This is a genomic window from Streptomyces populi, from assembly GCF_002911015.1.
Taxonomy (GTDB): domain Bacteria; phylum Actinomycetota; class Actinomycetes; order Streptomycetales; family Streptomycetaceae; genus Streptomyces; species Streptomyces populi.
The window spans coordinates 1-9,723 of record NZ_KZ627031.1 but is presented as its reverse complement, the minus strand read 5'-3'; the positions used below and the strand labels follow the sequence as shown (position 1 = coordinate 9,723).

At 70.9% G+C, this 9,723-nt stretch carries 10 protein-coding genes, 1 tRNA gene and 1 pseudogene; 2 read left to right on the top strand and 10 right to left on the bottom strand.

Going from position 1 to position 9,723, the window contains the following annotated elements; translation table 11 throughout:
- Positions 1–208: 208 nt before the first annotated feature.
- On the bottom strand, positions 209–679 hold the full coding sequence (locus CW362_RS41480; protein ID WP_103554759.1) for a PPOX class F420-dependent oxidoreductase: 471 nt from the start codon (positions 677–679) through the stop codon (positions 209–211).
- Between the two features lie 141 nt (positions 680–820).
- Between CW362_RS41480 and CW362_RS41475 the strand changes: the two genes are divergently transcribed.
- Positions 821–1,543 carry an ANTAR domain-containing protein gene (locus CW362_RS41475; RefSeq protein ID WP_103554761.1) on the top strand — a complete coding sequence of 241 codons (723 nt, stop codon included), beginning with the start codon at positions 821–823 and terminating at the stop codon, positions 1,541–1,543.
- A 131-nt stretch (positions 1,544–1,674) separates the two neighbouring features.
- Here CW362_RS41475 and CW362_RS41470 read toward each other — a convergent pair.
- A pseudogene (locus tag CW362_RS41470) lies at positions 1,675–3,330 on the bottom strand (MDR family MFS transporter); the annotation flags it as partial.
- A 90-nt stretch (positions 3,331–3,420) separates the two neighbouring features.
- Entirely contained in the window at positions 3,421–3,927 is a 507-nt protein-coding gene (locus tag CW362_RS41465) for a MarR family winged helix-turn-helix transcriptional regulator (RefSeq protein WP_103554758.1), read from the bottom strand.
- Positions 3,928–4,220: 293 nt separating this feature from the next.
- Here CW362_RS41465 and CW362_RS41460 point away from each other — a divergent pair, with 293 nt between their 5' ends.
- A complete protein-coding gene (locus CW362_RS41460) occupies positions 4,221–4,418 on the top strand; it encodes a hypothetical protein (RefSeq protein WP_103554757.1) in 198 nt (65 codons plus the stop codon).
- 61 nt (positions 4,419–4,479) lie between these two features.
- Here the strand turns inward: CW362_RS41460 and CW362_RS41455 are convergent, their stop codons facing one another.
- The 7 genes from CW362_RS41455 to CW362_RS41425 all read right to left on the bottom strand — a co-directional run.
- Positions 4,480–5,304: a hypothetical protein gene (locus CW362_RS41455; RefSeq protein ID WP_240658332.1), complete on the bottom strand. Its 825-nt coding sequence runs from the start codon at positions 5,302–5,304 to the stop codon at positions 4,480–4,482.
- Between the two features lie 50 nt (positions 5,305–5,354).
- Entirely contained in the window at positions 5,355–6,251 is an 897-nt protein-coding gene (locus tag CW362_RS41450) for an RNA polymerase sigma factor SigF (RefSeq protein ID WP_103554755.1), read from the bottom strand.
- 244 nt (positions 6,252–6,495) lie between these two features.
- Positions 6,496–7,446, bottom strand: a complete 951-nt coding sequence (locus tag CW362_RS41445; protein WP_240658331.1) for an RNA polymerase sigma factor SigF — start codon at positions 7,444–7,446, stop codon at positions 6,496–6,498.
- A 216-nt stretch (positions 7,447–7,662) separates the two neighbouring features.
- Positions 7,663–7,956, bottom strand: a complete 294-nt coding sequence (locus CW362_RS41440) for a Dabb family protein (protein ID WP_103554753.1) — start codon at positions 7,954–7,956, stop codon at positions 7,663–7,665.
- Positions 7,957–8,087: 131 nt separating this feature from the next.
- Positions 8,088–8,267 (bottom strand): hypothetical protein, encoded by a 180-nt coding sequence (locus tag CW362_RS41435; protein ID WP_103554760.1) that lies wholly within the window; start codon positions 8,265–8,267, stop codon positions 8,088–8,090.
- 796 nt (positions 8,268–9,063) lie between these two features.
- Positions 9,064–9,148 (bottom strand) — tRNA-Ser (locus CW362_RS41430).
- 257 nt (positions 9,149–9,405) lie between these two features.
- Positions 9,406–9,723, bottom strand: a 318-nt coding sequence (locus CW362_RS41425) for a nucleoside deaminase (RefSeq protein ID WP_103554752.1), incomplete at its 5' end; no start/stop codon positions are given.

The window sequence follows — 9,723 nt, the reverse complement described above, 5'->3', positions numbered from 1 at the left end:
CCGGTGCATCGGCCCGTCGCCGTCGGGTGAGGGGTGGGCGTCGGTGGCGACGGGCATCGATGTACCGGCACGGCCCCTCACGCCGGATCCCGGGTGCGGGCGCACTCCGGGAAGGTTCCAGCCCCTCCGGCGTTTGAGGAGCGGGGTCCGGGGCGGAGCCCCAGGCAAGGGTCGGGTAGGGGCGGAGGGGGCGAAAGAAAGTCCGTGCCTAGTCCTGGGGGGCCAGGTGGGCCGGGAAGCCGCCGGTGGCCACCGGGCCCCAGCGGGTGGGGGTGACGCGGATGATCGACTTGGCCTGCTTGCGCATCGCCTCGCGGTACTCGTCCCAGTCGGGATGCTCACCGGCGATGTTCCGGTAGTACTCGACGAGGGGCTCGACGGAGTCGGGGGCGTCGATCACCTCGGCGGTGCCGTCGATCTGGACCCAGGGCCCGTTCCACTCGTCGCTGAGGACGACGAGGCTGACCCGTTCGTCCCGCTTGGCGTTGCGGGTCTTGGCGCGCTCTGGGTACGTCGAGACGACGATGCGGCCCGAGTCGTCGACACCGCAGGTCAGCGGGGATCCCTGGGGGCCGCCGTCGGCGCGGCGGGTGAGCAGGATCGCCCGGTGGCGGGGGCGTACGAAGTCCAGCAACTCGTCCAGGGAGACAGAGGTGTTCGTCGCGATGTGGGGTGCCATGCGATCAGCGTAGGGCGCGTGCCCCGCCACCGCCTGCGGGCGGCACCCGACCTCGGTGAAGAGGATAAAGTGCTCTTCGTCCTGTGCTCGCAGTCGGGAATGTGCTGCGGAGCTCTCCTGCGCATGGCCGTGTGGCCGTGCATGCCGAAGAGGTTCGTAGTGGCTGCGTCCGAGTTTTCCGAATTGTCCCGTTCCGATACGGGTTTCGAGCTGGCCGAAGGCCTCACGGCCGCCGCTCAGCAGTTGCACGAGACATCGAGCCCCCACGCCACCCTGCGCACCGCCGTCCGGCTGGCCGTGCGCATCCTGCCCGGCGTCGAGTACGCCGGGATCTCCGTCATCGAGCCCAAGTCCGACCGGCAGACGCTGGCCTGGACGGACGAGGTCGTCCGCTCCGCCGACGCGCTGGACACGGGCCGTGAGCACCACCCGTACTGGAGCCGGCTGTGGACGGCGCCGGTGGCCCGGATCGAGGACAGCGCCGCGAAGGACGGGGATCCCGCGCTGTCGGACCTCGGGCTGCGGTCGGTGCTGTCGCTGCGGCTGCGCGCCGACCGGCGGCGGCTGACCGTCCTGACGGCGTACGCGCGGGCGCCCCGCGCCTTCGACGAGTCGGCGGCCCGGATAGGACGGCTGTTCACCGCGCACGTCGGCATCGCGCTGGACTCGGCGACCCTGCGCGAACAGCTCACCGAGGCGATGCGCACCCGGGATCTGATCGGGCAGGCCACGGGCATCCTCATGGAGCGGCTCGACATCGACGCCTCCGAGGCGTTCGACAGCCTCGTGCGCACCTCCCAGCGGGAGAACGTCAAGCTCCGTGACCTGGCCCGACGGGTCATCGACGCCGGCGAGGGCGAGTGAGCCGGTCCCGGGAGGCCGGCGGCTCCGGCACGGCTCGGATGTCCGGTCCTGGGCGATGAAAACCGGCCCGTGGGGGCGCACCGCCGCTCAGGGTGCGCGCATCCCACGGGCCGGGGCTCGGGCTATTCGCCGCGGCGGGCGGGTTCGGCGTCGTCCTCGGGGCCCGCTTCCGGTGCGGTGACGGCGGCCGGGGCGAGGGCGGCGGTGGCCGCGGCCTCGACCGCCTCGGCGACGGGCGCCTCGGTGGCCGGCGCACCGGACTTCTCCGCCGTGGCCTGGGCCATCGCGCCGGACGTCCGCAGCGGGACCTCCTTGATGAACAGCACGATGAGGAAGGCGATCAGCGCCATGCCGGAGGCGATGAGGAAGACGTCCGCGATGCCGTGGCCGTACGCGCTCTCCATCACGTTCCGCAGCGGCGCGGGCAGCTTGTCCATGTCCGGGATGCTGGAGTTCGAGTCCGAACCGGACGCGAGGGCCGCGTACTTCGGGCCGAGGTCGGTCAGGCCGTCCTTCACGTAGTCGGTGATCCGGTTGGCCATGACCGCGCCGAGCGCGGAGACACCGATCGCACCGCCGAGGGAGCGGAAGAAGGTCACCGTGGAGCTCGCCGCGCCCAGGTCCGAGGGCGCCACCTGGTTCTGCGTGGACAGCACCAGGTTCTGCATCATCATGCCGATGCCGAGGCCCAGCAGCGCCATGAAGATCGCGATGTGCCAGTAGGCCGTGTCGTAGCGGATGGTGCCGAGCAGACCGAGGCCCGCGGTGACGAGGAAGCCGCCGGAGACGAGCCAGTACTTCCACCGGCCGGTCTTGGTGATGATCTGGCCGGAGACCGTGGACGAGACGAACAGGCCGCCGATCATCGGGATCGTCATGACGCCCGACATCGTCGGGGACTTGTCCCGCGCCAGCTGGAAGTACTGGCTGAAGAACACGGTTCCGGTGAACATCGCGACGCCGACGAAGAGCGAGGCGAGGGAGGAGAGGGTGATGGTGCGGTTGCGGAACAGCCGCAGCGGGATGATCGGCTCGCTCGCCTTCGACTCGACCAGCACGAACAGCAGGCCGAGGACGACCGCGCCGCCGACCATCGTGTACGTCTGCCACGAGATCCAGTCGTACTTGTCACCCGCGAAGGTGACCCAGAGCAGCAGCAGCGAGACCGCGGCGGAGATGAAGAACGCGCCGCCCCAGTCGACCTTCACGTCGCGCTTCACGACGGGCAGGTGCAGGGTCTTCTGCAGCACGATCAGCGCGATGATCGCGAAGGGCACACCGACGTAGAAGCACCAGCGCCAGCCGAGCCAGCTGGTGTCGGTGATGACACCGCCGAGCAGCGGACCGCCGACGGTTGCGACGGCGAACGTCGCGCCCAGGTAACCGGAGTAGCGGCCGCGCTCGCGCGGGGAGATCATCGCGGCCATCACGATCTGCGCGAGGGCGGACAGGCCGCCGACGCCGATGCCCTGCACGACACGGCAGGCGATCAGCATGCCGGCGTTCTGCGAGAGCCCGGCCGCGGCCGAACCCAGCACGTAGATCACGAGCGCTATCTGGACGAGCGCCTTCTTGCTGTACAGGTCGGACAGCTTGCCCCACAGGGGCGTGGCCGCGGTCATGGACAGCAGCGCGGCGGTGACGACCCAGGTGTACGCGGACTGGCCGCCGCCCAGGTCGCCGATGATCTCGGGGAGCGCGTTGGAGACGATCGTCGACGACAGGATCGCGACGAACATGCCGAGCAGCAGCCCGGAGAGTGCCTCCATGATCTGCCGGTGCGTCATCGGAGCGCCGTCGGCGCCTCCGTGCTTGGCGTGAGAGCCCCGCACACCGGCTGGTGTGGTCGTTGCCATGGGGTTCCTTTTCTTGCGTGCTTACGCGGGTGTACGGGTGGTCGGTTCTGATACGTCTGTCGCGTACGGGGGAGGGTGCGCGGGTGCCCGCTGCGGGGAGCGGCAGTCGCCGAAGCTCTCGCGCAGCCGGCCCATCAGCTCGATGAGCAGCCCGACCTCGTCGTCGGACCAGTGGCCCAGCCGGTCGGAGAGCAGCCGCGACGTGCGCAGGGACAGCTCGTCCAGCTGCGCGTGCCCGGTCTCGGTGAGGCGCAGGATGCGTGAGCGCTTGTCGGCCGGGTCGGGGCACCGCTCTATCCAGCCCCGGTCGGCGACGTGCGCGACGTGGCGGCTGGTCACCGACATGTCCACGGAGAGCAGCTCCGCGAGCCTGCTCATCCGCATCTCGCCGTACCGGCCGAGCAGGGTGAGCACGGCGGCGGAACCCGCGGGGCACTCGGGCGGCAGGATCCGGCCCAGGCCCCGCTTCACGGCACCGATGGCGCTGAGCTGGCGGGCCAGTTCCTCGTACTGCGCCTGCTCGGCCATCGCACCTCCCTTATTCGTTGCTTGGGGCAACCATAAAGAAGTTGGTTGCCGCAGGCAAACGAGTTCGGGATTTCAGAGCTAAAAACTTGGCAAAGGCAAGTGTTGGCGAACGAAAACGAGCAGGTGGGAGCGGCGGAGGGAACGGTGACGCGGGAGCGGACCGGGGGCGAGGGGAAGGGGTGGTGCGGGATCATGTGCGCCCTGGTCGCGGGAGGGGTGCGGAAGCGTCACGAACGGCGTGAAGGCGAACCCGGCACTTGGGCAGCTCCCGCGCATTCGCTAGGGTCCGGCCTATGGCAAACACCCAGGGCCCCGAGGGCAACTACGACCCCGCGGGCAGCACTCAGATGTTCCGTGCGTTCGTCGACGAGGCCCCCCAGGGCCGGCAGCAGCAGGCGGCCGCCCCCGCCGGTCCCCGCGTGGGCCTGATCGTCGGCGTCGTCCTCGCCGTCGCGGTCGTCGTCGGGGTGGCCTGGCTCGCCTTCATGTGATCGGGCCGCACTCCTTGAGCGGTGCGTGAGTGGGGTGGCGTGATCCGGCAGGGCCACGCCCCTACTTCCAATCGACGGACACGTCCCGCGTCTCGACGTGCATGCCCAGCGGCACCCGCCAGGAGTCGACGCACACCGTCCAGGTCCCGCTCTTCTTCGCGCCGGCGGCGATCGGCGCCGGAAGGGCCTCGGTCGACCGGATCGTCGCCCAGTCGATCCCGAGCGCCCCGATGATGTGCGTCCCGAACGTCACCGTGCCCGAACGCACCGCCGTACCACCGGTGTTGCTGAAGGAGACGGTCACCTTCTCGCACCACCGCCGGTCGGTGGCCGCGCGCGAGGTGCCGCTCACGGCAAGCACGGCGGGACCGGCGCTCACCGTCGGTCCGGGCGCGGGCGGCGCGGAGGAACTCCCCGAACTCCCGCCCGTACGGCCGGGTTCGCCGTCCGACGGCGAACCCGGGGGCGAAGGGGACCCGCCGCCGGTCCCCGTCCCCGTACCTCCAGCGTCCTTCGTGCCCGGCCCGGGGTCGCCCTCGTCGGTGTCCGGGCCTCCCGTGTCACCCGCACCGTCGGCCGGGGCCCCGGCCGGGCCGGTGGCCGGCGATCTGCTCCCGGACCCGGAACCCGCCTCGCCCCCAGGGGATCCGGAGCCGCGCGCGGGCCTGCCGTCCAGCGGCACCAGGGACACCTCGCCCGAAGGCGCCACCACCGCCCCGGGCGCCCGTGGGGAGCCGTCCGCGGCCCCGACGGCGGCGTAGCCGCCGCCTCCGCCGCCCCCGCACGCGGCCAGCAGTCCGCCCAGGCACAGCACGGCCGCCGAGGCACTCACCAGGGCACCTCGACGGCCGCTCGTCGACTCGTGACGCATCGGCTCCTGACGCATCGCGCCAGTCTGGCTGACGATCCGTCAATTATGAACCCCGCGCGGGCCGGTCAGTCGGAGATGAGCCCTTCGCGCAGCTGGGCCAGCGTGCGGGTGAGCAGGCGGGAGACGTGCATCTGCGAGATGCCGACCTCCTCGCCGATCTGCGACTGGGTCATGTTCGCGAAGAAGCGCAGCATGATGATGCGACGCTCACGGGGCGGCAGCTTGGCGAGCAGGGGCTTGAGCGACTCGCGGTACTCCACGCCCTCCAGCGCGGTGTCCTCGTAGCCGAGGCGGTCCGCGAGGGAGCCCTCGCCGCCGTCGTCCTCGGGGGCGGGCGAGTCCAGTGACGACGCCGTGTACGCGTTGCCGACGGCGAGACCGTCGACCACGTCCTCCTCGGACACCCCGAGAGCCGCGGCGAGTTCGGCGACCGTCGGAGAGCGGTCGAGCTTCTGCGACAGCTCGTCGCTGGCCTTGGTGAGGGCCAGGCGCAGCTCCTGGAGCCGGCGCGGGACGCGCACCGACCAGGACGTGTCGCGGAAGAACCGCTTGATCTCGCCGACGACCGTCGGCATCGCGAAGGTCGGGAACTCGACACCGCGTTCGCAGTCGAAGCGGTCGATCGCCTTGATCAGGCCGATGGTACCGACCTGGACGATGTCCTCCATCGGCTCGTTGCGGGAGCGGAAGCGGGCCGCCGCGTACCGGACGAGCGGGAGGTTGAGCTCGATGAGGGTGTCCCGGACGTAGCCGCGCTCAGGGCTGTTCTCGGCGAGTGCCGCGAGGCGCAGGAAGAGGGAGCGGGACAGGGTCCGGGTGTCGATGGCGCCCGAGGACTCGGGGACCAGAGCGGCTTCCGGGGCCTCGGCGGCAGGGACGTCGTGAAGCGCGGCGTGCGCCTCGGGCACTGCGTCGCTCTTCGTGAGCGTGAGCACCTTCGAGCTGCCCTGATCTGCGGACATGCCACCCCCTTTGGGTCGCGGACGGTCGCGGCAGTCGCTCCCGTCGGAGGAACGCAGCCTCCACCTGAATACCGGAGGCGAGGCCGCGGCAAACGCGCTCCCGGAAGAATGTCACATGTCGGCAACACGCTGTAGAGACTTGTCGACATGTGGAGGGTGGATCAGCGCTGGAAAAAGGGGGTCTGACGGATTTTCAGCGCTGAACCGACGTAAAAATCGACCTTGAGCGAATCGCTCTTTTCGGTTACGCCTCGATCCTGTTTGCGGATCGAAGACGCGCGAAGCTGCGGGCGAGGAGCCTTGACACGTGCATCTGGGAAACACCCAGTTCGGCGCTGATCTGTGACTGGGTGAGGTTGCTGTAGTAGCGGAGCAGCAGGATCCGCTGCTCGCGTTCGGGCAGTTGTACGAGCAAATGCCGTACGAGGTCACGGTGTTCGACTCCGTCGAGCGCGGGGTCCTCGTAGCCGAGCCGGTCGAGCAGCCCCGGCAGTCCGTCGCCCTCCTGGGCCGCTTCGAGGGAGGTCGCGTGGTACGACCGTCCGGCCTCGATGCAGGAGAGCACCTCCTCCTCGGTGATGCGCAGCCGTTCGGCGATCTCCGCGGTGGTGGGCGAGCGCCCGAAGGCGGTCGTCAGGTCCTCGGTCGCGCTGTTCACCTGCACCCACAGCTCGTGCAGCCGGCGCGGCACGTGGACGGTGCGAACGTTGTCACGGAAGTACCGCTTGATCTCGCCGACGACCGTCGGCATCGCGAAGGTCGGGAACTGCACGCCCCGTTCCGGGTCGAAGCGGTCGATGGCGTTGATCAGGCCGATGGTGCCGACCTGGACCACGTCCTCCATCGGCTCGTTGCGGGAGCGGAAGCGGGCCGCCGCGTACCGGACGAGCGGGAGGTTCGCCTCGATGAGGGCGCCGCGGACCCGGTCGTGCTCGGGGGTGCCCGGCTCCAGCACCTTGAGCTCGCCGAAGAGGACCTGGGTGAGGGCCCGGGTGTCGGCGCCGCGGCGCCGCTCCTGCGCGGCCCCCTGGGCCGGTGCGGGGCCGGGCGCGGGGTCGGGGGCGCCCGGCGCGGGGTTCGGGGCCGTGGGCTGCGCCGTGGTCCGTGCCGGGGGCGAGGGCGGGGCGGACGCGACGGCCGTCGCCCGGTCCTCGGCCGGGACTTTCTCCTGGGGCGGCGCAGTACTGGCCGACACGGTCAACGCCACCTCTTCATTCGTCAACGATCCGTCAACGTACCCGTCAACTCGTTCGCCAAAAGCGGTCATAGCATCACAAGACATGTGCACTGTGTGCAAGCACCGCATAACGCCGTGTTGGGGGTGAGTTGGAGGTGAGTTGAGGTCCAAGACGCCGAGAGCCCCTGACCGGTTGCGGTCAAGGGCCCGGAAAGAGTGTGCGATCAAAAACGATCAGAACGGGTAGTCGGCGATCACCCAGGTGGCGAACTCCCGCCAGAGGGCGACACCGGCCGTGTGCGCCGGGTGTTCCAGGTAGCGTTTGAGCGCGTCGGTGTCCTCGACGGCGGAGTTGATCGCGAAGTCGTACGCGACGGGCCGGTCGCTGATGTTCCACTCGCACTCCCAGAACCGCAGTTCGGGGATCAGGTCGCCGAGTGCGCGGAAGGCGGCGACGCCCTCGACGACGCGGGGATCGTCACGCCGGACACCGTCGTTGAGCTTGAAGAGGACCAGATGGCGGATCACGGGCACTCCCTGGTGGTGAGGTGGTTCTTCGCGCGGTCGCGGTCGAAGCCTCGCCCGGCCGCGCCCCGCGTCACGCCTGTGCCGGTGCCGGGTGCGCGAGATCCCCGCCGCGCGGGCGTCGGTGCCCGGCGTCAGTTCTTCGCGCCGTCGGCGATCCAGGTCATGAAGTCGCCTATCGCCCCGGCGGCGTTCGATATGCCCTCGAACGCTATCTGGACGTAGTCGGCGGCCTTGGCCGGATCCGTGATGATCACATAGAGCACGAAGACCACGAGCACGTAGATGGCGATCTTCTTCGAATTCACCGCCATGGCGGCCTCCCCTGTGACTTCCGCGCCCGTCGGCCCCCTGCCGCCGGCGGCGAGTTTAACCTTCACGTCGTCTTTAAGGACCAACGGCCCGCTGGTGGAGGTCCTTTGCCGGGCCTCACGGGCGTTCTCGCGGTCCAGGATGGAAGGGAGCCCCGGCGGGAACCGACAGGAGTCCGCGGGGCCGGAGGGACCCCACTGCGGGGTTCTCGCCGCCCGACACTCCCCCAAGACGGCGGCGTGGACTCGAGGGTCCTTTCCGTGGGGGAAGCGGGCGTGCCCCGATGCGCCCCTTCCCCCCTCCTCTGTGGGAGCGGAGCACCCTTCCGGGTGCGGAGGAGCCCCGGCGGCCGAGCGGCGCCGGGGCTCCTCCGCGTCGCCCGCGAAGCCCGCCGCCGTCTCCGTGGCCACCGCTCCGAGGCTCATGCCGGACCGGAGCGGGCCGACGCTTTCGAACGACGCCGACGTCCACCGCGCCCGCTCGAAGTCCGCCACGGCGGATTACGGCGTCCGCGAACGCCCCTCCCCGGGCGCGTCCCCGCCGCTCGACCCGTCCGGCGCATCCGACGCGGAACCGGAGGCTTCTCGGCATGACGCGGCCCACCGGCATCCGATGAGAACGCCTGCGGTGGCGACCGAACCGGCGAGGGGTCCGGCAGCCGACCGGCGGCTGAACACCCGCCCCGCTCAGGGGTTGCTCAGGCGGGCGCGCGCTCCCGGGCTGTCGCGCGGGGGCGGCCGACCGGAACGGAAGCGGGAGAGGCGCCCGGTTCGATGAACCGGGCGCCTCTCCCATCTGCGGTAGCGGAGGGATTTGAACCCTCGGTGACTTGCGCCACACTCGCTTTCGAGGCGAGCTCCTTCGGCCGCTCGGACACGCTACCGAGGGAGACCCTACCCCAAGGTGGGCCGTGGTCTGAAATCCGTTTCGGCGGACCGGTCCGTCCGGATGGGGCGGAGGCGTGGGACGGGTGACGCGGACCGCCGTCCGGCAGGTGCTCGGCCGGTGTCCGGGCCGTCCTGTACGCCGCTCGTCGGCGCGCCCCGTTGCCGCCGGCCGGGTTCCCGGCGGCCGTCGTCGGCCGTCGTCGGGCGGTGTGTCCGTGGGCGTACGCGGTGGCGCCCGGCCGCCGTCGGCCGGTCAGCGGTCGCGGAAGAAGTCGGTGAGCAGTGCGGCGCAGTCGTTGGCGAGGACGCCCTCGATCACCTCGGGCCGGTGGTTGAGCCGTCGGTCGCGGACGACGTCCCAGACGGATCCGGTCGCGCCCGCCTTCTCGTCGCGGGCGCCGTACACCACCCGTTCGACACGGGACTGGACGAGCGCTCCCGCGCACATCGTGCAGGGCTCCAGGGTGACGACGAGCGTGCACCCGGACAGCCGCCACTCGCCGAGCCGGGCCGCGGCCCGGCGCAGCGCGAGGACCTCCGCGTGCGCCGTCGGGTCGCCGGTGGCCTCGCG

What these genes read in the sequence shown, in the direction of transcription:
- CW362_RS41480 (WP_103554759.1), bottom strand. Translation starts at nt 679, where the DNA reads ATGGCACCCCACATCGCGACGAACACCTCTGTCTCCCTGGACGAGTTG.
- CW362_RS41475 (WP_103554761.1), top strand. Translation starts at nt 821, where the DNA reads ATGCCGAAGAGGTTCGTAGTGGCTGCGTCCGAGTTTTCCGAATTGTCC.
- CW362_RS41465 (WP_103554758.1), bottom strand. Translation starts at nt 3,927, where the DNA reads ATGGCCGAGCAGGCGCAGTACGAGGAACTGGCCCGCCAGCTCAGCGCC.
- CW362_RS41460 (WP_103554757.1), top strand. Translation starts at nt 4,221, where the DNA reads ATGGCAAACACCCAGGGCCCCGAGGGCAACTACGACCCCGCGGGCAGC.
- CW362_RS41455 (WP_240658332.1), bottom strand. Translation starts at nt 5,304, where the DNA reads ATGCGTCAGGAGCCGATGCGTCACGAGTCGACGAGCGGCCGTCGAGGT.
- CW362_RS41450 (WP_103554755.1), bottom strand. Translation starts at nt 6,251, where the DNA reads ATGTCCGCAGATCAGGGCAGCTCGAAGGTGCTCACGCTCACGAAGAGC.
- CW362_RS41435 (WP_103554760.1), bottom strand. Translation starts at nt 8,267, where the DNA reads ATGGCGGTGAATTCGAAGAAGATCGCCATCTACGTGCTCGTGGTCTTC.